This window comes from Streptomyces sp. NPDC005791 (assembly GCF_042871485.1).
GTDB lineage: Bacteria > Actinomycetota > Actinomycetes > Streptomycetales > Streptomycetaceae > Streptomyces.
Genome location: NZ_JBIAIP010000028.1, coordinates 26,509 through 45,370, shown reverse-complemented (window position 1 = coordinate 45,370; position 18,862 = coordinate 26,509). Strand labels below are relative to the sequence as shown.

The 18,862-nt window shown below is 72.4% G+C and carries 17 protein-coding genes; 6 read left to right on the top strand and 11 right to left on the bottom strand.

Annotated elements, in window-relative coordinates:
* Window positions 1-194 precede the first annotated feature (194 nt).
* Window positions 195-923 carry an SseB family protein gene (locus tag ACFYSH_RS32945; protein ID WP_359477192.1) on the bottom strand — a complete coding sequence of 243 codons (729 nt, stop codon included), beginning with the start codon at window positions 921-923 and terminating at the stop codon, window positions 195-197.
* A 179-nt stretch (window positions 924-1,102) separates the two neighbouring features.
* On the opposite strand from ACFYSH_RS32945, the gene ACFYSH_RS32940 reads away from it, so the two are divergent.
* Window positions 1,103-1,912 (top strand): serine hydrolase, encoded by an 810-nt coding sequence (locus ACFYSH_RS32940; RefSeq protein ID WP_359477207.1) that lies wholly within the window; start codon window positions 1,103-1,105, stop codon window positions 1,910-1,912.
* A gap of 9 nt (window positions 1,913-1,921) precedes the next feature.
* Here ACFYSH_RS32940 and mycP read toward each other — a convergent pair whose 3' ends face one another.
* Together mycP and ACFYSH_RS32930 are read right to left on the bottom strand one after the other, a co-directional pair.
* The gene (gene mycP / locus ACFYSH_RS32935; protein ID WP_359477189.1) at window positions 1,922-3,187 is read right to left on the bottom strand and encodes a type VII secretion-associated serine protease mycosin; all 1,266 of its coding nucleotides are present in this window, start codon (window positions 3,185-3,187) and stop codon (window positions 1,922-1,924) included.
* Window positions 3,184-4,047, bottom strand: coding sequence for a hypothetical protein (locus ACFYSH_RS32930; RefSeq protein ID WP_359477204.1), 864 nt, complete (start codon window positions 4,045-4,047; stop codon window positions 3,184-3,186). The genes mycP and ACFYSH_RS32930 overlap by 4 nt, the downstream gene beginning before the upstream one ends.
* A 434-nt stretch (window positions 4,048-4,481) precedes the next feature.
* Between ACFYSH_RS32930 and ACFYSH_RS32925 the strand changes: the two genes are divergently transcribed.
* The gene (locus tag ACFYSH_RS32925; RefSeq protein ID WP_359477186.1) at window positions 4,482-5,684 is read left to right on the top strand and encodes an amino acid deaminase/aldolase; all 1,203 of its coding nucleotides are present in this window, start codon (window positions 4,482-4,484) and stop codon (window positions 5,682-5,684) included.
* Between the two features lie 5 nt (window positions 5,685-5,689).
* Here ACFYSH_RS32925 and ACFYSH_RS32920 read toward each other — a convergent pair whose 3' ends face one another.
* Genes ACFYSH_RS32920 through ACFYSH_RS32905 form a run of 4 tightly spaced genes read right to left on the bottom strand, consistent with a single transcriptional unit; the run spans window position 5,690 to window position 9,362 of the window.
* Window positions 5,690-5,824, bottom strand: a complete 135-nt coding sequence (locus ACFYSH_RS32920) for a hypothetical protein (RefSeq protein WP_359477183.1) — start codon at window positions 5,822-5,824, stop codon at window positions 5,690-5,692.
* Window positions 5,825-5,829: 5 nt separating this feature from the next.
* Window positions 5,830-6,621, bottom strand: coding sequence for a 3-oxoacyl-ACP reductase (locus tag ACFYSH_RS32915; protein ID WP_359477180.1), 792 nt, complete (start codon window positions 6,619-6,621; stop codon window positions 5,830-5,832).
* A gap of 6 nt (window positions 6,622-6,627) precedes the next feature.
* Window positions 6,628-7,992, bottom strand: coding sequence for an aldehyde dehydrogenase family protein (locus ACFYSH_RS32910; protein WP_359477177.1), 1,365 nt, complete (start codon window positions 7,990-7,992; stop codon window positions 6,628-6,630).
* Between the two features lie 8 nt (window positions 7,993-8,000).
* Entirely contained in the window at window positions 8,001-9,362 is a 1,362-nt protein-coding gene (locus ACFYSH_RS32905) for a glutamine synthetase family protein (protein ID WP_359477174.1), read from the bottom strand.
* Between the two features lie 93 nt (window positions 9,363-9,455).
* Between ACFYSH_RS32905 and ACFYSH_RS32900 the strand changes: the two genes are divergently transcribed.
* Window positions 9,456-10,193: an FCD domain-containing protein gene (locus ACFYSH_RS32900; RefSeq protein WP_359477171.1), complete on the top strand. Its 738-nt coding sequence runs from the start codon at window positions 9,456-9,458 to the stop codon at window positions 10,191-10,193.
* A 112-nt stretch (window positions 10,194-10,305) separates the two neighbouring features.
* Window positions 10,306-11,019, top strand: coding sequence for a gamma-glutamyl-gamma-aminobutyrate hydrolase family protein (locus ACFYSH_RS32895; protein WP_359477168.1), 714 nt, complete (start codon window positions 10,306-10,308; stop codon window positions 11,017-11,019).
* A 21-nt stretch (window positions 11,020-11,040) separates the two neighbouring features.
* On the opposite strand, the gene ACFYSH_RS32890 is transcribed toward ACFYSH_RS32895, so the two are convergent.
* Window positions 11,041-11,976: a LysR family transcriptional regulator gene (locus ACFYSH_RS32890; protein ID WP_359477165.1), complete on the bottom strand. Its 936-nt coding sequence runs from the start codon at window positions 11,974-11,976 to the stop codon at window positions 11,041-11,043.
* A 70-nt stretch (window positions 11,977-12,046) separates the two neighbouring features.
* On the opposite strand from ACFYSH_RS32890, the gene ACFYSH_RS32885 reads away from it, so the two are divergent.
* Window positions 12,047-13,192 (top strand): TDT family transporter, encoded by a 1,146-nt coding sequence (locus ACFYSH_RS32885; protein ID WP_359477162.1) that lies wholly within the window; start codon window positions 12,047-12,049, stop codon window positions 13,190-13,192.
* Between the two features lie 12 nt (window positions 13,193-13,204).
* Here the strand turns inward: ACFYSH_RS32885 and ACFYSH_RS32880 are convergent, their stop codons facing one another.
* The 3 genes from ACFYSH_RS32880 to ACFYSH_RS32870 form a co-directional block, all read right to left on the bottom strand.
* Window positions 13,205-13,750, bottom strand: coding sequence for a helix-turn-helix domain-containing protein (locus tag ACFYSH_RS32880; protein WP_359477159.1), 546 nt, complete (start codon window positions 13,748-13,750; stop codon window positions 13,205-13,207).
* Window positions 13,751-13,939: 189 nt separating this feature from the next.
* On the bottom strand, window positions 13,940-16,564 hold the full coding sequence (locus ACFYSH_RS32875; protein ID WP_359477156.1) for an ABC transporter permease/substrate binding protein: 2,625 nt from the start codon (window positions 16,562-16,564) through the stop codon (window positions 13,940-13,942).
* Entirely contained in the window at window positions 16,557-17,648 is a 1,092-nt protein-coding gene (locus ACFYSH_RS32870) for a betaine/proline/choline family ABC transporter ATP-binding protein (RefSeq protein WP_359477153.1), read from the bottom strand. Before ACFYSH_RS32870 ends, ACFYSH_RS32875 begins: the two co-directional genes overlap by 8 nt.
* A gap of 264 nt (window positions 17,649-17,912) precedes the next feature.
* Here ACFYSH_RS32870 and ACFYSH_RS32865 point away from each other — a divergent pair, with 264 nt between their 5' ends.
* Window positions 17,913-18,821: a 5'-3' exonuclease gene (locus tag ACFYSH_RS32865; protein WP_359477201.1), complete on the top strand. Its 909-nt coding sequence runs from the start codon at window positions 17,913-17,915 to the stop codon at window positions 18,819-18,821.
* Window positions 18,822-18,862: the final 41 nt, after the last annotated feature.

Here is an 18,862-nt window from a genome sequence, read left to right as displayed (position 1 = left end):
GGCGTCTGGTGCGTGCGATCGCAAGGCGGAGGGTCGCCCCGATACTGGATGTATCGGGGTGATCCCGACAACGCGGCGAGCGTGCGTGCCAGACGCCGCCAGGCAGGCGGGACTTTCGAAACGCGCCTTAGGTGTTCCGTCCACGGAGGTCGGGGGCCCGCCGCCCGGGACGCCGGGCGGCGGGCTCTTCCGTGTCAGCGGCTGAACAGTGGCTCGCCCGGGGCCTCGGCGCCGGCCGGGAGCAGCGCCAGGTCGATGCCGCGCACCAGCCGGGCACGCAGCACCTCGCTGGCGGACAGCGCGTCGGCGACCCGGCGGGCGGCGTCGGCGACCACCGTGTCCTGGGCGAGGACGAGGGCGAGAGTGCCGTCGGCCGGGCCCGGTCCGAGGTGGGCGCGCAGCACCGCCGGCTCCGCGGCGACCGCCTCCCGCACGGCGTCGACGACCGCGGGGTCGTCGAGCGGATCCGCGCTGGTGCGGTTCTCGGCCAGGGCCAGCAGCGCCGGGCCGGTCAGCTCGAAGGCGACGGGGCCCGCGAGGTCGAGCACCACCGTGTCCGCCTTCTCGTGCGCGGCGGCCTGCAACGCCTGGTGCAGGGGCACGGCGACGGGACGCGCCTGCGGGTCCCACAGGGCCAACGAGGCGGTGGAGGTGAAGGCGGGCAGCGCGCGCCGGTCGCCGGCCTGCAGCGTGGGCACGGCCATGTCACTGGTCTTCTCGCGGCGCAAGCCGTTCTCGTCCTCCTCGACCTCGCCGAGGACGGCGACGACCGGGACGAGCAGCCGGGCGTCGCGGAGCGCCGTGAGGACCGGGCCCACGGCCGTGCGGTCCGCGGCCCATGCCGCGAGGGCGGCCGTGAGTTCGGGCGCGGCGGTGCCGTCGTCGTCGGAGAAACCGGGGTCCGGGATGTTCTTGAGCTCCACACGACGAGCGTAGTGGACCGGTTCTCCCACCTGGGCGACAGGTCGGGCACAGGCTGCTGCCAGGTGTGCTGCCCAGCGTCCGTGCCATGCCCCGTCACAGAACGCGCAGACCTGCGCTGTCCGGCCTCGTGACCGCCGCCGTCGTACTGCTGGCCGGCTCCGCCGCGTGAGGCACGTACCTGGCCGGTCGTTTCCCGGATGCCGCGCCCGCGGCGGTGGCCGCCGTATCGTCGTCGGGCCCGTCGGCCGCGGCGGGCTGGAGCGAGGAGCCCGAGGTGGATCTCGACGCGGAGCTGGCCGATGCGCTGGCGACCCTGGCGGACGGCGCCGACGTGTCGGTGTCGGTGCTGGACACGGCAACCGGAGCGCAGGCGACGTACGGCGACGGGGCGTACGACACCGCCAGCATCGTCAAGGTCGACATCCTGGCGGCGCTGCTGCTCCGGGCGCAGGACGAGGGCCGGGAGCTGAGCGGCGCCGAGCACGCGTACGCGCAGGCCATGATCCGGCGCAGCGACAACACCTCGGCCACCGAGCTGCTCAAGGTGATCGGTGGCGAGGCGGGCCTCGACGCGGCCAACGGAAGGCTGGGGCTGACCGGGACGAAGGCCGCTCACGCGTGGGGGCTGACGCAGACCACTGCCACCGACCAGGTGCGCCTGCTGGAGGCGGTGTCCGGGACGGATTCGGAGCTGTCGGCGGCCTCGCGCGCCTACCTGACGGAGCTGATGGGCCAGGTCGAGGCGGACCAGCGGTGGGGGGTGTCCGCCGCGGGCACGGGCGCCGTGCTGAAGAACGGCTGGATGCCCCGCACGACGACGGGGCTCTGGGACGTCAACAGCATCGGGCGGGTGGAGAGCGGCGGGCACACCCTGCTGGTGGCGGTGCTGTCGCGCGGCCACGCGACGAAGGAGGCGGGCATCTCCCTGGTGGAGTCCGCCGCGAAGGCGGCGGTCGGTGTGACCGGTGCGGTGGCCGGAGCGGGCTGATCCGTCGCGTCAGCGGAGGGGGCCGGCGGGGTACGGGGTGTATCCGGGTGCGGCGGTGTTCCCCCCGCCGGGCCTGCCGCCGGGCCTCCCACCGCCCTTCCTGCCGGTGTTCCGGCCTCGCCACAGGACCACGGCCAGGGCGAGGAGTACGGCTCCGAGGCCGCCCGCCGAGGGAGCCAGCCAGCCCGCCGGGTCCTCGGCGTCCTTCTGCGGGGTGGGGCCCGAGCCGAAGTACTCGTCGCGGTGGCCGGACCGGGCGGTCCGCGCGCCCAGGTCGTCGGGGCGCCGCTCCGCCCCGGCCTCTATCGCGGCGGCGGGGTCGACCATGCCGTAGCCCCTGGCGTCGTCGCGGCCGCCCGAGGGGGCGTCGCCGGCGGTGTCCGCGAGCAGGGTCTTGATCTGTGCGGGCGAGAGGCCCGGGTGCGCGGCGCGTACGAGAGCCACGGCACCGGAGACGAACGCCGACGCGGCGGAGGTGCCCCACTCGATGTAGTAGTGCCGGTCGGGGTTGGCGACGACGATGTCGACGCCGGGCGCGCTGACGGTGGCGTACCAGCGGCGGGTGGAGAACGCGGCGTGCGTGCCGTACTTGTCGACGGCCGCGACGGCGATCACGCCGGGGTAGGCGGCGGGGTAGGAGATCCGGTCGCCCTTCTCCCCGCTGTTGCCCGCGGAGGCCACGACGGCGACGCCCTTGCTCAGGGCGTACTGCACGGCGGCGTCCTCACCGGGCTCCGGATGGGCCGACTCGCTGTCGTCACCGAGGGAGAGGTTGATGACGTCGGCGCCCTGGTCGGCCGCCCAGCGGATGCCGTCGGCGAGCGCGGTGCCGCGTGACTCACGGGCCTTGCCGCGCGACGGGTCCCCGGACTCGAGGATCACCCGCACGGGCAGGATCTTCGCTTCCGGGGCGACCCCGAGCACACCGTCGCCCCGGCCGGGGCCGCTCCCGCGGCCCGCGATGATGCCGGCCATCGCGGTGCCGTGCAGGGCCCAGGACCGGTCGCCGCTCTCGGCGCCGAAGCCGATGAGGTCCTTGCCGGGAAGCACCTGACCGGCGAGGTCGGGGTGGTCGTCGTCGACCCCGGTGTCCAGGACCGCGACCGTGATGCCCTTGCCCTTGGTGGTCTGCCAGGCCGCCTCGGTGTGGAGTGCGTCCAGGCCCCACTGCTGGTCGCGGATGGCGTCCGCGTGGGCGGGGACGGCGGGCAGCAGCGCGAAGGCGGTGGCCGTGGCCACGGCGGCGACCACCCGGGGCCGGTGGGGGCGGGTCATTCCGGCTTCTCCGTGAGGTCGGTGACGGTCCTGCGCAGGGTGCGCTCCACCCGGTCGGCGACACCCTTCGCCTCGTGGCCGAGCCCCGCCTGGGCGGGGGCCGTCGTGGCACCGGCCGCCATGGCCTCGGCCGCGGGCTGCGGCTCGGGGACCGTACGGCCGTCGGCGAAGCCGGAGACGGCGAACGTGACGACGGGCAGCTCGGTCAGGACGTGGACCGTCCAGCTGGCGCGCTGCCGGTCACCGAAGCCGGCGGCGGCGGTGCCCTCGACCGGGTAGGTGCGGGGCATCAGGTCGGAGCGGTCGGCGAGGTGCTGGGTGGTGAACCGGGTGCTCAGCGCGCTCATCGCCTCGGGCTCGGCCTCGGTGAAGACCATGCCGACGGTGGTGACGCTGCTGCGGGTGGCGTCGGTGTAGGTGGCGCGCACCAGACGTTCACAGCCGACCGGGCGGAGCGTCCTGAGCAACAGCGGGTCGAGGCCCGCCGCGCAGCCGCTGTCGTTCGCGACGGCGACCCTGGTCCAGACGCGGTCGGTGGCTCCCGGGCCCGCGCCGTCGCCCTTGAGGGTGCGCGGGAAGAGGGTGTCCACGGGCACGCTGTGCCAGGCGGAGCGGCCCACGCTGTACGCACCGGTGTCACCGGGCTCGGCAGCGGAGTCGCCGGTGAGCCAACTGCCGGTGACCGCGCCGCCGATGAGTCCGAGGCCGAGCACGGCGCAGACCGCGGCCGCCGCGGTCCTGACGGGTTGCCGGGCTCTGACGGGGCGCAGCCGCGTGGTGGTCTCGGCGGGCGTCTCGGCGTACGCGTAGGAGGCGCCGGGCGGGGCGGGGGTGGCACCGGGGCGCGGGGTGAGGTCCACGGCCCCGACCGGCCTGCGCCGGGTGGCGGCGGGCGGCGGGGGCGGGACGGGGTGGACGGGCGGCGCGGGCGGGACGGGGCGCAGCCGGGCCGTCGTCTCCACCGGCGGCGCGGCCTCGGTACGCGGGGGTGGTGGTGCGGCTTGCGTGCGCGGAGGCGGTGGCGCGGGGTCCGCGCGCGGGGCCGGAGTCGCGGGCGGCGGGTTCGTCGGGCGGGGTGGCACGGGAGCGCGCTGCGCCTCGGTACTCATCCGTCCCCCTGGTCCACGTCCCCTGCGGCCCACGGACCACCGCTGCGCACGGGCCCGTCGGTCGATCGTGTGACCGTCACTCTACGGGGTGGACGGCGCCCCGTGGGCACGGGACGGAGGCTGCTGGACGATCTGCACGGAACGTCCCCCTACCCAGTGGTACGGCCGTCTGGCAAGCTGCGGCCATGACTGTCCGCGCCGCTGACCGGACCCGTTACGACCGGGCCACCGCCCATCTCGACGCCCCGGTGGCCGTCGTCGACCTGGAGGCCTTCGACGCCAACGCCGACGACCTGGTCCGCCGGGCGGGCGGGAAGCCGATCCGGGTGGCGAGCAAATCGGTGCGCTGCCGCGCCCTGCTGGAGCGGGTGCTCGCCCGTCCGGGTTTCGCCGGGATCATGTCGTTCGCCCTCGCGGAGTCGCTGTGGCTGGCCCGCGCCGGATTCGACGACGTCCTGCTGGCCTATCCGTCGGCCGACCGTGCCGCGTACGCCGAACTGGCGGCCGATCCCAAGCTCTCCGCGGCCGTGACGGTCATGGTGGACGATCCGGCGCAGCTGGAGCTGATCGACGCGGCGCGGACCGGTGGCACCGAGGAGATCCGGGTCTGCCTGGAGCTGGACACCTCGCTGCGGCTGCTCGGCGGCCGGGTCAGGATCGGCGCGCTGCGCTCCCCGCTCCGCTCACCCGCCCAGCTGGCCGAGATGGCACGGTCGGTGGACCGCAGACCGGGTTTCCGGCTGGTGGGCCTGATGGCGTACGAGGGCCATGTCGCCGGTGTGGGCGACTCGGTGGCCGGCCGGCCACTGCGGTCGCGCGCGGTCCGGCTGATGCAGTCCGCGGCGCGCAGGGAACTCGCGGCCCGGCGCGCGGAGGTCGTGCGGGCGGTCCGCGCGGTGGCCCCCGGCCTGGAGTTCGTGAACGGGGGTGGCACCGGCAGCGTGCAGCACACGGCCGCGGAGTCAGCGGTGACCGAGATCGCTGCGGGGTCCGGGCTGTACGTGCCGCGGCTGTTCGACAACTACACCTCGTTCACGGGCCGTCCGGCGGCGCTGTTCGCCCAGCCCGTGGTGCGGCGGCCGGGCGTGGGCGTGGTGACGGTGCTCGGCGGCGGCTATCCGGCGTCCGGGGCGGCGGGCGCCGACCGGCTGCCGGTGCCGTATCTGCCCGAAGGGCTGCGCTACGACCCGCAGGAGGGCCCGGGAGAGGTCCAGACACCCCTGCTCGGAGCACCGGCGGACGATCTGCTGATCGGCGACAAGGTGTGGTTCCGGCACGCGAAGGCCGGGGAATTGTGCGAACGCTTCGACGAGCTGCGGCTGATCGAGGGCGAGCGGATCACCGCCACGGTGCCGACGTACCGCGGTGAGGGCCGTACGTTCCTGTAGCGGCCTCAGGGCGCCACCGTTCTGCCCGCACACCCGTCGTCACCCGGCACCAGGAATCCGGTGACGGCGGCGGCCAGGCCCGCCACGGTGAGCGTGACGACGCGGGTAGCCGGGTTCCCGGGCCGACGGAGCGCGGACATGAGCGTCAGTCGAGCGGGGTCACGTACGCTCCCGAGATCCCGCCGTCGACGAGGAAGTCGGTGGCGTTGACGAACGAGGAGTCGTCGCTCGCCAGGAAGGCGACGGCGGCGGCGATCTCCGTCGCCTCGGCGAACCGGCCGGGCGGGATGTGCACGAGCCTGCGGGCGGCGCGTTCCGGGTCCGTGGCGAACAGCTCCTGGAGCAGCGGTGTGTTGACCGGGCCGGGGCACAGGGCGTTGACCCTGATCCCCTCGCGGGCGAACTGCACCCCGAGTTCCCGGGACAGGGCGAGGACGCCGCCCTTGGAGGCGGTGTACGAGATCTGGGAGGTCGCCGCGCCCATTCTGGCGACGAAGGAGGCGGTGTTGATGATCGAGCCGCGGCCCTGGCGCCGCATGTAGGGCAGGACTGCCTTGCAGCAGAGGTAGACGGAGGTGAGGTTGACGTCCTGGACGCGCTTCCAGGCCTCCAGCCCGGTGGTCAGGATGGAGTCGTCGTCGGGGGGTGAGATGCCCGCGTTGTTGAAGGCGATGTCGACGGAGCCGTACGTCTCGTCCGCCGCCGCGAAGAGCGCGTCGACCTGGCCGGGGTCGGTGACGTCGACCCGTACGAAGGTGCCGCCCACCTCCTGCGCGGCGGCGCTGCCCGCGGTCTCGTCGATGTCGCCGCAGACGACGTGCGCGCCTTCGGATGCCAGTCTGCGGGCGGTGGCGAGGCCGATGCCGCTGCCCGCCCCGGTGATGACGGCGGTGCGGCCGGTGAGGCGGCGGCAGATGTTCCCGGAGTCGGTGGTCATGTGCGTTCAGGCCTCCGTGCCGATGAAGACGTTCTTGGTTTCGGTGAAGGCCGCGAGGGCGTCGGGCCCCAGTTCACGGCCGAGCCCGGACTGTTTGTACCCGCCGAACGGGGTCCAGTAGCGGACGGCGGAGTGGGAGTTGACGGACAGGTTGCCGGCCCGGACCGCCTGGGAGACGCGCAGGGCGCGGCCCACGTCGCGGGTCCAGATCGAACCGGCCAGGCCGTGGTCGGTGGCGTTGGCGAGCCGGACGGCGTCCGCCTCGTCCTCGAAGGGCAGGACCACGGCGACGGGGCCGAAGACCTCTTCGGTGGCGACGGGGGCGTCGGGAGCGACCCCGGTGAGGACGGTCGGCGGGAACCAGAAGCCCGGGCCGGTGGGGGCGCTGCCCCGGATGCCGTTCGCGTCGCGGGGGACGTAGCCACGGACGCGCTCCAGCTGGGTCCGGGAGATCAGCGGGCCCATCTGGGTCCTGGCGTCCGACGGGTCCCCCACGACTACGGACGCGACGGCCGGGACGAGGAGTTCCAGGAAACGGTCGTACACGGACCGCTGGACCAGGACGCGGGTACGGGCGCAGCAGTCCTGGCCGGCGTTGTCCAGGAAGGACATGGGCGCGGAGGCGGCGGCGGCCTCGATGTCGGCGTCGGCGAAGACGATGTTGGGGCTCTTGCCACCGAGTTCGAGGGTCAGCCGCTTCACCCGGCCCGCGCATCCGGCCATGATCCGCTTGCCGACCCGGGTCGATCCGGTGAAGACGATCTTGGCCACGCCGGGGTGTTCGACCAGGGCGTCGCCCGCCACGTCCCCCGCGCCGGGCAGCACCTGGAAGAGGTGCTCGGGGAGACCCGCGTCGAGAGCGAGCCGGGCCAGGTGGAGGGCGGTGAGCGGGGTGGTCTCGGCCGGTTTGAGGACGACGGCGTTGCCTGCGGCGAGGGCGGGGGCCGCCCCCCAGGCGGCGACGGGCATGGGGAAGTTCCACGGGGCGATCACGCCGACGACGCCCAGCGGTTCGAGGAGCGTGAGGTCGATCCCGCCCGGTACGGGGATCTGGCGCCCGGTCAGGCGTTCCACCCCCCCGGCCGCGTAGTCCAGCAGATCGCGGACGTTGGCGGCCTCCCAGCGCGCGTTGCCCAGGGTGTGCCCGGCCTCGGTGACCTCCAGCAGGGCCAGGTGTTCGGCCTGTTCGTCGACGAGGACGGCGAAGCGGCGCAGCAGCCGGGCGCGGTCGGCCGGAGCCAGGGCGGCCCAGGTCCGCTGGGCGGCCGCGGCACGGACGACGGCATCGGCGACTTCGGTGGCGGTGGTGGCGGGGACGGTGGCGACGAGCTCTTCGGTCGCCGGATTCAGGACGCGGTGTTCGTGGATCACGGGGTGCCTCACAGACGTTCGAAGGAGCGGCGGAGCTCCCAGTCGGTCACCGCTGCGTCGAAGGCATCCAGTTCGACGCGCGCCATGTTGCGGTAGTGGGCGACGACGTCGTCGCCGAAGGCATCCCGGGCCACCTCGCTGTTTCCCCAGAGGCCGGCGGCTTCGCGGAGGGTGGCGGGGACCCGGTCGTATCCGGCGGTGTAGGCGTTGCCCTCGCAGGCGTCGGGGAGTTCGAGTTCGTTCTCGATGCCATGGAGCCCGGCGGCCACGAGTCCGGCGACCGCGAGGTACGGGTTGACGTCGCCGCCGGGCAGCCGGTTCTCGAAGCGCGTCGAGCGGCCGTGCCCGACGACGCGCAGGGCGCAGGTGCGGTTGTCGTGGCCCCAGGCGACGGCCGTCGGGGCGAAGGAGCCGGGCTGGAACCGCTTGTAGGAGTTGATGTTCGGCGCGTACAGCAGGGAGAAGTCCCGCAGGGTGGCGAGTTGACCGGCGAGGAACTGTCGCATCACGCGGGACATCGTGCCGCCCTCGCCCGCCATGACGTTGTGTCCTGCGGAGTCCTGGAGCGAGAGGTGGATGTGGCAGGAGTTGCCCTCGCGCTCGTTGTACTTGGCCATGAAGGTGAGGGAGACGCCCTCCTGGGCGGCGATCTCCTTGGAACCGGTCTTGTAGACGGCGTGCTGGTCGCAGGTGACGAGGGCCTCGTCGTAGCGGAAGACGATCTCGTGCTGGCCGGGGTTGCACTCGCCCTTGGCGGACTCGACGGTGAGCCCGGCGGCCGCCATCTCGTTACGGATGCGGCGCAGCAGCGGCTCGATGCGGCCGGTGCCGAGGACGGAGTAGTCGATGTTGTACTGGTTGGCAGGGGTGAGCCCGCGGTAGTCGCGGTCCCAGGCCTGCTCGTAGGTGTCCTTGAAGACGATGAATTCGAGCTCGGTGCCCACCTGGGCGGTCAGTCCGTGGGCGGCGAGCCGCTCCAGCTGCCTGCGGAGGATCTGGCGGGGCGCGGCGACGACCGGCGCGTCGTCCTCCCAGGCGAGATCGGCCATGACGAGAGCGGTCCCCTCGTGCCAGGGGATGAGGCGCAGGGTGGTGAGGTCGGGGCGCATGGCGAAGTCGCCGTAGCCGTTGGACCAGGAGGACATCGCGAACCCGTCGACGGTGTTCATGTCGGTGTCGACGGCGAGCAGGTAGTTGCAGCCCTCCGTGCCGTGTTCCAGCACCTCGTCGAGGAAGAAGGACGCCGCGAACCGTTTGCCCTGGAGCCTGCCCTGCATGTCGGGGAAGGCGAGGACGACGGTGTCGACCTCACCGCGTTCCACGCGTACGCGCAGCTCGTCGACCGCTAGCGGGGGTGTTCGGTCTGCCACGGGGTACTCCTCGGTCGGTCAGCCGGAAGGTCGATCGGTCAGCCGAAGACTTAAGGTATGGGAGAAAACCATTGGGGGGAAGGGAATCAGGACGTGGCGGAAGAGATCGGGGGGCCCGGGTCCTCCGGCCGGCTGCTGGCCGCGCTGCGGCCGGTCCGCGCGGGCAACGGTTTCGAGGAGGCGCTGGAGCAGATCCTCCAGGTGGTCCGGCTCGGACTGGTGCCCGGCGACGGGCGACTGCCGGCCGAGCGTGAGCTGGCCGGGCTCCTCGGCATCAGTCGCGTCACCTTGCGTGAGGTGCTCAAGGTGCTCCACGACCAGGGTCTGATCGAGGCCAGACGCGGCCGGTACGGCGGTACGTTCGTACTCCCCCGCTCCGGCCCGGCCGACGAGGACGAGCTGCGCCGCCGGGTGACGGCCGTCGACCTCGAGGACGTGCTGCTCTTCCGCGAGGTCCTGGAGTCGGGGGCGGCAGGGCTCTGTGCGTCGCGCGACCTCGACGACGAGGGAACGCACCGGCTGCGTACGGCTCTGGCGGCGACACACGAGGCACCTCTGCCCGACTACCGCAGGATCGACACCCTCTTCCATCTGACACTCGCCGAACTGTCCGGCTCGCCCTCCCTCGCGGCCCGGTACGCGGCCGTTCGGGCGAGCGTCAACGACCTGCTGGACTGCATCCCCCTGTTGGTGCGCAACCTCGAACATTCGCAGCATCAGCACGTTGCCCTCGTCGAAGCGGTACTCGACGGCGACGAGGAGGGGGCGCGAGCGGTGATGCGCGAGCACTGCGCGGGGACGGCCGCTCTGCTCCGGGGCTTCCTGGCTTGATCCAGCCCTTCCGGATCACCGCTCTTGCGCGGCGGCCCGGCACGAACAAAGGTATGACGCAACACCATTGCACCGGGCCGGCCCGCAGACCGGCCGCCGGAGGGACCGCACCATGCACGAACCGCTCATCGGCGTCACGACCTATATGGAGCCGGCGGCTCGCTGGGGCGTCTGGGAACTCCCGGCGGCGGTGCTCCCCTCCGCCTACCCCCGCCTGGTCCAGCGGTCCGGCGGACTGGCCGCGCTGCTGCCGCCGGACGATCCGGCGCGGGCGGAGGCGGCCCTGGCCAGGGTGGACGGTCTCGTGATCGCGGGCGGCGCCGACGTCGATCCCGGGCTGTACGGCGCGGAGCGTGACTTCAGGACGGGCCCGCCGGCGTACGAGCGCGACACCTGGGAGGTGGCACTGCTCCGCGCCGCGAGGGAGTCCGGCACCCCGGTGCTCGGGATCTGCCGCGGCATGCAGCTGCTCAACGTGGCGCTGGGCGGCACGCTGACCCAGCACGTGGACGGCCACACGGGCCCGTTCGGCAAGGCCGGGGTCCTCGGCGAACACGTGGTGACGCCGGTCCCGGGGACGCTGTACGCCTCGCTCGTGCCCGAGGAGACGTCCGTACCCACCTACCACCACCAGGCCGTCGACCGGCTCGCGCCGGGCCTGGTGGCGTCCGCGCACGCGGCGGACGGCACGGTGGAGGCGGTCGAACTGCCGGGCGCGCAGTGGGTGCTGGGTGTGCAGTGGCACCCGGAGATGGGTGAGGACCTCCGGGTCATGCGGGCGTTGGTGGCGGCGGCCCGGGCCGGGGCGGCCGTGCCCGCGGTCTGAGGCCGCCCCACCGGAGGCCGGTCAGGTCCCGCCCGCCTCACCGGCGGTCAGCGAGAGCAGATCGCGCGCCGGCCCCGTGGGGCGGTGGCCGGCGGGCCAGACCGCGCGCAGCTGACGGCGCAGCCGGACGCCCGCCACGGGGACCTTGACCAGCCGCCGTGCGGAGAGCTCCTCGTTCAGCGCCAGCTCGCTCAGCACGCAGGGACCGGCACCGCTCTCGGCTGCCCCCTTCACCGCGGTGGTCGAGGACAGTTCGAGCAGGGGGCGCGCCAGTCCGCCGTGCACGGCGAGTGCGGCGTCCAGGACCTGGCGGGTGCCCGAGCCGTGTTCGCGCAGGATCAGGGGCGTCCCGGCGAGTTCCGCGGGGGTCAGCCGGTCCCGGCGCGCCCATGGATGGGACGGAGCGACCACGACGACGAGCCGGTCGTGGGCGATGACGGTGCCGTCGAGCCCCTCCGGTGTCGAGAGGCCCTCGACGAAGCCCAGATCCGCCTCACCGGCCAGCAGGCGCAGGGCGACCGCCGCGGAGTTGCCCGCGAGCAGGGACACGGCGGTGTCGGGGCGGCCGGCCCGCAGGGCGATGAGCCAGCCCGGCAGCAGGTACTCCGCGATGGTCATGCTCGCGGCGACACGCAGCCGGGAGTCACGCCGGTCGCGCAGCGCCTGGGCTCCGGCGTCGAACGCCTCGGCTGCCTCGACGACCCTGCGCGCCCAGTCGGTGACGAGGGCCCCGGCGTCGGTCAGGCGGGATCCACGCGGCGAGCGGTCCAGGAGTGCGACGCCGAGCTGTCGCTCCATCGACCGGATACGGCCGGAGGCGGCGGGCTGGCTGATGCCGACGTCCCGCGCCGCCCTGCCCAGGCTCCCGTGCCGCGCCACGGCGAGCAGCAGCACCATGGCGCCGAGATCGGGGACCCGGTGGGGCAGGGAGGTGGGCGCCGGCACGGGACTGGTCATAGGACCAGCCTATGACCTCATAGCCCCGCGCTCCCTGGTGGGCGGCGGACCGCCCACCGAGAATCGTGGCATGGCCGTCTTTTCGCAGAACCGGACCGGGGCTCCCGCCCCCCGCACCGTCGCTCTCCGGCTCCCGTCCCTGCGGCACCTCGGCCCCAACTGGTACGCGACGGTCATGGGCACCGCCGTCGTCGCGACCGCGGGCGCCGCGCTGCCCGTGGACGTGCCGGGTCTGCGGGCCGGCTGCGTCGCGGTGTGGGCCCTGTCGGCCGTGCTGCTGGCCGTCGTGCTGACGGCCCGGGCCGGGCACTGGCTGCTGCACCGGGACCAGGCTCGCGCCCACCTGCTGGATCCTGCCGTCGCCCCGTTCCACGGCTGTCTGTCCATGGCACTCCTCGCCGTCGGCGCCGGCACCCTGGTGGCCGGACGGGACGTCATCGGGCATCCGGCCGCCGTCGCCGTGGACACGGTGCTGTTCACCGCCGGTACGGTCGTCGGCATGGTCGCCGCCGTGGCGATCCCGTACCTCATGGTGGTACGCCATCGTCCTGCTCCGGATACCGCGTCGCCGGTCTGGCTGCTGCCGCTGGTGGCCCCGATGGTCTCGGCCGCGGTCGGACCGCTGCTGGTGCCCGAGCTGCCTCCCGGCCAGGGGCGTGAAGCGCTGCTGTTCGCCTGTTACGCGATGTTCGGGCTGTCCCTGCTGGCGACCCTGGTGGTCCTGCCGCTGGTCTTCGCGCGGCTGGTCCACCAGGGCCCGCTGCCGCTCGCGCTGACCCCGACGATGTTCCTGGTGCTCGGCCCGCTCGGCCAGTCCACGACCGCCGTCAACCAGCTGGCGGACGTGGCACCGGGCGCGATCGCCGCGCCGTACGCCTCGGCCTTCGGCGTCTTCGCCGTCCTGTACGGCGTACCGGTGATGGGCTTCGCCCTGCTGTGGCTGGCCCTGTCCGCCGCGCTGGTGGTGCGCGCGATGCGGCGCGGCATGGGCTTCACGATGACGTGGTGGGGGTTCACCTTCCCGGTCGGTACGTGTGTCACCGGTGCGGCGGGGCTGGCGCGGCACACCGGGCTGGGCGTGTTCACCTGGCTGGCGGTGGGGCTCTACGCGCTGCTGGTGACCGCCTGGGCGGTCGCCGGCGTGCGGACGCTGGGCGGGCTGTTCAGCGGGGCGCTGCTCGCGGGGCCCCGGCCGCTGCGTGTCCCGGCCGCGTGAGGCCGCACCGGGTCAGCGACGCGAGTCGTACGTCGCGTCGATGTGCTCGGCGACCGAGACGACCAGCAGCCGCGTGCCCGGTACGGTCGCCCGCCACCGGTGCCGGACCCCGCCGGAGAGGAAGAGGGTGTCGCCCCTGCCCAGCCGGTGGGCCTGTCCTTCGGCCTCCACCTCGACGGCGCCCTCCACCACGTACATCACCTCGTCGTTGCGGTGCTGGAACTCGCGCCCGAGGTCCTGCTCGCCGACGAACTCCAGCGCGCTGAGCTGGTGCCGTCCGCGCACCAGCCGGCGTACGCCGTCCTCGTCGTCGGCCCGTACGACGTCCACGGCGCGTGCCGAGTCCGCCGCGGCCCGCAGCCGCTCGGTCGTGGTCTCGAGCGCCTCCGCCACCCGGTGCAGGGAGCGGGGGCTGGGTCTGGCCCGTTCGTTCTCGATCTGGCTGAGGAACGGTACGGACAGCCCGCTGCGCCCGGCCACGGCGGCCAGGGTGAGTCCGAGGGTCCTGCGGCGTCGGCGAACCGCCGCACCCACTCGAAGGGCTTCCTTGTCGTCCATGTCCGGCTTCCTCCCCGGATCGCCATCCTCCCGGTTGCCAGCACCCTACGCATGTCGTTCGCTCCGCGGAGGGGAAGCCGACGGACGGGAACGGCCGGGGAACTCCCTCCGACCAGCCTGAAGGGGACGGCTCCGGTTCGCTACCGGGGCCGTCCCCTTCGTCATGGCGGGGTCGCGTGGATCGGCGGGTCAGCCCGCGACGGGCGCCATCTTCGCCACCACGTCCGGGTTGGCGTCCATCCAGCGGCGGGCCGACTCCTTCTCCTTGCCGGCGCCACCCTTCTGCATCTCCACCTCGAGCGAGGCCAGCTGCGCCTCGCTGAGCTCGAAGTCCTTCAGCCAGCCGGTCAGCTCCGGGAAGTCCTTGGCGAAGTCCTTCTTGGCGACCGTGTGGATCTGCTCGCCCTTGCCCCAGGCACCCTTCGGGTCCTTGAGCTTCTTCAGGTCGTGCTTCCCGTAGGCCCAGTGCGGCGACCACAGGGTCACCACGACCGGCTCCTTCTTCTTGATCGACCGGTTCAGCTCGGCCAGCATCGAGGAGGTGCTGGAGGAGACCACCTCGTACTCACCTTCGAGACCGTATTCCTTGAGCACCTTCTTGTTGAGCGTGCCCATCATCCCGGCGCTCGACTCGATGCCGATGATCTTGCCGTTGAACTTCTCGCCCTGGCCCTTGAGGTCCTCGAGCGAGTCGATGCCCTTGACGTACGAGGGAACCGACAACTCCAGCGAGGTCGGCCCGTACCAGGAGCCGAGATCGACGAGGTCGTCCTTGTACCGGTCCCAGTAGTCCTTGTGCGTGGTCGGCAGCCAGGAGTCGAACTGGACGTCCAGCTGTCCCTGCGCGAGGCCGGTGTACAGCGGGCCCGGGTCGAGCTGCTTGACCGTCGTCCTGTAGCCCCGGTCCTCCAGCACGTTCTGCCAGAGGTAGGTGCTGGCGATGGCCTCGTCCCAGGGGAAGTACCCCATGTCGACGGTCTTGCCCGCGTCCTTGCCCTGCTGCTTCGAGCCGCCGGGCAGCGGGGCCAGCTGGTCGACGAGACCCGGGTTCTTCTTGAGCCAGGTGCGGACGCCGTCCTGCTCCTCGCCCTGGCCGGCGTTCTGGATCTCGTTCTCGAGGCTGGTGAGCTGCTTCTCGGTGAGCTCGAAGTCCTTGAGCCAGTCCGCGACGGCGGGCGCCTTCTCCGCGAAGCCCTTGTGAGCGACGGTGTGCACCTCTTCGCCCTTGCCCCAGGCGCCCTTCGGGTCCTTGAGCTTCTTCAGGTCGTGCTTGCCATAGGCCCAGTGCGGCGACCACAGGGTCACCACGACCGGCTCCTTCTTCTTGATGGAGGCGTTCAGCTCGGCGAGCATCGAGGAGGTGCTGGAGGAGACGACTTCGTACTCGCCCTCCAGGCCGTACTCCTTGAGGACCTTCTTGTTGAGCGTGCCCATCATCCCGGCGCTGGCCTCGATGCCGATGATCTTGCCGTCGAACTTCTTGCCCTGGCCCTTGAGGTCCTCGAGGGAGTCGATGCCCTTGACGTACGAAGGAACCGTCAGCTCCAGCGACGTGGGACCGTACCAGGCACCCATGTCCTCCAGGTCGTCGCTGTACTTGTCCCAGTAGTCCTTGTGCGTGGTCGGCAGCCAGGAGTCCGTCTGGAAGTCGATGTCGCCGCGGGCGACGCCGGAGTAGAGCGGCCCGGCGTCGAGCTGGGTGATCCCGGTCTCGTAACCGCGCTGCTCCAGGATCTCCTTCCACAGGTACGTGGAGGCGATGCCCTCGTCCCAGGGGATGTATCCCATGTTGATCTTCTGGCCCTTGCCGACGTCCGTACTGCCGGCCTGCGCGGCCTTCGAGTCGCCGGAGCCGGCGATGTTGAGGCCGCCCGCGACGAGCGCGAGGACGACGACACCGGTCATGGCGACGGCGGTACCCGGCTTGTAGTGCGCGAACTTGAGCCGCCGGGCACCGGCGGCGGCCTTGGCCGCGGCACGGCGGCCGAGCGGGGAGACCCGCTCGTTGAGCGCGCCGGTCATCCGGTCCAGGTACATCGCGAGGATGACGACGGCGATCCCGCTCTCGGCGGCGAGGCCGACCTGGAGCTGGGTGATCGCCGCGTAGACCTTCTCGCCGAGGCCACCGGCGCCGGCCATACCGCCGATGACGACCATCGACAGTGCCAGCATGATGACCTGGTTGATCCCGGCCATGATCGTCGGCAGTGCGAGCGGCAGCTGCACCCGGGTGAGGGTGTGCTTGGGCGTGGTACCGAAGGCCTGGGCCGCCTCGACCAGCTCGCCGTCGACCTGGCGGATGCCCAGCTCGGTCATCCGGACACCGGGCGGCATGGCGAACACGATGGTGGCGATGACGCCGGGAGTGACGCCGACGCCGAAGAACATGACGCCCGGGATCAGGTAGACGAAGGCAGGCATCGTCTGCATGACGTCGAGCACCGGCCGCAGCGCGGCGCTGACCCTGTTGTTGCGTGCCGCCCAGATACCGGTGGGCACCGCGATCACGATCGTGATGACCGCTGCCACGACGACCAGCGACAGGGTGGCCATCGCCTCGCCCCAGAGGGCGAGGGAGTCGATGAGCGCGAAGCCGGCGAAGGTGAGCACGGCGGGGAACACACCGCGCAGCCAGAAGGCGATGACGGCGAAGATCCCGGCCATCAGCAGGGGCTCACCGCCGCCCAGTACGGCGTTCACACCGTCGTACATGCCGCCGAGCACGGTCTTGATGGCGTCGAAGATCCAGGTGAGGTTCGACTGGAGCCAGTCGACCGCGTCCTCGACCCACGCGCCGAAGGAGAGCCTAGGCACCGGCAGTCACCTTCTTGGTGTCGCGCTGGGCCGGGACCGCGGCCTCGACCTGCGGTTCCTCGCCGAGTGCGGCGAGCAGCCGGTTGCGCGGCACGACGCCGATCACGCCGCCGTCCGCGTCGGTGACGGCCACGGCGACCCCACTGGTGGAGCAGGGGGTGAACAGCTCGGCTACGGGGGTGTCGGCGGACACCGTGGCGGGAGCGTCGGCCTTCAGGTCCTTGTCGGAGCGACCCGCTTCGGGCGCCTCCATGATCGAACCCGCGGTCAGCACCCGGGAACGGTCGACGTCCTGGATGAAGGACGCGACGTAGTCGTTGGACGGCCTGACGAGGATGTCCTCGGCGGTGCCCTGCTGGACGATCTCGCCGTCCCGCATCACGGCGATACGGTCGCCGAGACGCATGGCCTCGTTGAGGTCGTGGGTGATGAAGACGATGGTCTTCTTCAGCCGCTTCTGCAGTTCGAGGAGCTGGTCCTGCATGTCCCTGCGGATCAACGGGTCGAGCGCGCTGAAGGACTCGTCCATCAGCAGGAGGTCGGCGTCGGTGGCGAGCGCGCGGGCCAGGCCCACGCGCTGCTGCATGCCGCCGGACAGCTCGTCGGGCCAGGACTTCTCCCAGCCGGCGAGTCCGGTCATCTGCAGCGCCTCGGCGGCGCGCGCCTCCCGCGCGGCACGCGCGACACCCTGCACCTCGAGACCGTACGCGGCGTTCTCGAGCACGCTCCTGTGGGGGAACAGCGCGAAGTGCTGGAAGACCATGCTGATCTTGGTGGAGCGGACGGTGCGCAGGTCACGGGGGCTGAGGGCGGTCAGGTCCTGACCGTCGAACAGCACCCGGCCGGCAGTCGGCTCCAGCAGGCCGTTGAGCATCCGCAGCAAGGTGGACTTCCCCGAGCCGGAGAGCCCCATGACGACGAAGATCTGACCCGGCTCCACGACGAACGAGGCGTCGATCACCGCTGCGGTCGTTCCGTCGGCGCGCAGCTCGTCGCGGTGGGTACCGCTCTCGAGTTTCCGCACGGCTTGATCGGGTCGTCTGCCGAACACCTTGTACAGGTGCTCCGCTTGCAGCCTTGACACATACACCTCACGCGTTGAACCGAAAACGGTCTGCCACCCCCGCCGGCAGACCGTGGAGCGGCGCGGATTCGGCCCGCAGAGCACGCGCATCAGTTGAAAATGGACGTGGTCCGCTCCGTTGGCGCGCCTGCCCCCGCTTACGCATACCAAACACATGTGTGATCCAGCTCACCTGGAGGACCCGGTGGATGCGGGAACCGCGGGCTTGTCGGCCCGGGCGTGTCGGTGGGGTGCGGCATGATCGGGGGTGTGACGCGACGCCTGATGCTCCTCGACACCGCTTCCCTGTACTTCCGCGCCTATTTCGGCGTCCCCGACTCGGTGCGCGCACCGGACGGCACCCCGGTGAACGCCGTGCGCGGCCTGCTCGACTTCATCGCCAGACTGGTGCAGGACCACCGGCCGGACGACCTGGTCGCCTGCATGGACGCGGACTGGCGCCCGCAGTGGCGGGTCGACCTGATCCCGACCTACAAGGCGCACCGGGTGGCCGCCGAGACCGCCGAGGGACTGCCTGACGAGGAGGAGGTCCCCGACGCCCTCTCCCCCCAGGTCCCCGTGATCGAGGACGTACTGGACGCCCTCGGCATCGCCCGGGTGGGCGTCGCCCCGTACGAGGCGGACGACGTGATCGGCACGCTGACCGGGCGGGCGACCGGCCCCGTGGACATCGTGACCGGGGACCGTGATCTGTACCAGCTGGTGGACGACGCCCGCGGGGTCCGTGTGCTCTACCCGCTGAAGGGCGTGGGAACGCTGCAGGTGACGGACGAGGCCTGGCTGCGCGGGAAGTACGGCGTGGCCGGCGGGGGTTACGTCGATCTGGCCCTGCTGCGCGGAGATCCGAGCGACGGCCTGCCGGGGGTGCCCGGCATCGGCGAGAAGACCGCGGCGAAGCTGCTGGACGCTTACGGCGACCTGGCCGGGATCATGGCCGCGGTGGACGATCCCGCCGCCCGGCTGACCCCGTCCCAGCGCAAGCGGCTGGACGAGGCCAGGGACTACGTGGCGGTCGCCCCGAAGGTCGTCCGGGTCGCCGACGACGTCCCCCTGCCCGTGTTCGACCCGGCCCTCCCCCGCGAACCGCGCGACCCGGCGGCTTTGGAGGCTCTCGCGACGCGGTGGGGTCTGGGCAACGCGCTGCAGCGCCTGCTGCTGACGCTCCAGGCGTGAAAGTGCTAGCTTAGGTAAGCCTAACTACGCAGTAGTCATCC